General features: G+C 65.6%; 1 pseudogene. It reads left to right on the plus strand.

What is annotated here, in order from left to right:
- A pseudogene (locus EN935_RS38920) lies at nt 1–630 on the plus strand (hydantoinase/oxoprolinase family protein); the annotation flags it as partial.
- Nucleotides 631–695: the final 65 nt, after the last annotated feature.

Raw genomic sequence — 695 nt, forward strand, 5'->3', positions numbered from 1 at the left:
CGCAAGCGCGACGGCCAGGGGCATCGTGTCTCCAAAGGCGCAGAAGCATTTTCCGAGATGGTCCTCACCGCCGTCACCCGGCGTTCTGCCGAAGCCATTCTTGAAACAGTCTTTGCCGAGGACGGGCTGGATGGCGGCGTCTCTGTTGCCAATCCGCTGGTTCAGCGGGCGGTTGGCCGACGAGGCGGCATGGCGCAGCTGTCGATCGCACTCGACCGGCCGGTGATCGGCCTCGGCGCTTCGGCATCGCTTCACTACGCGGGGCTGCCGCCGATCATCGGCAATACGTGCAAGATCGCCGAACACGCCGACGTCGCAAATGCGCTGGGTGCCGTCGTCGGGCAGGTGCGGATGTCGGCGGAAGCGCGCGTCAGCCAGCCCGAGATCGGGCTTTTTCGTCTCAATTCCGGCCTGCGGCTGGACGACTTTGACACCGAGGACGAAGCAATGGCCGCCGCCGAAGCCCACATTCGCGCCTTGGCGGCAGGTCTCGCCGAGCGCGCCGGGACCGATCAGGCGCGGATCGAAATCGCGCGGGACATAAGAGTTGCAACAATTGAAGGCGAACGCAGTTTCGTCGAAGCCATCGTTGTCGCGACCGCCACCGGACGGCCGCGCATCGCGTCATGACGCATTCAGGGCTGGGCTGAAGCCATGGCCCGCACGTCATGCGCTGGCGCGCTTCGCCGCTATGA

The sequence above is a fragment of the Mesorhizobium sp. M7D.F.Ca.US.004.03.1.1 genome, assembly GCF_003998635.1.
GTDB lineage: Bacteria > Pseudomonadota > Alphaproteobacteria > Rhizobiales > Rhizobiaceae > Mesorhizobium > Mesorhizobium loti.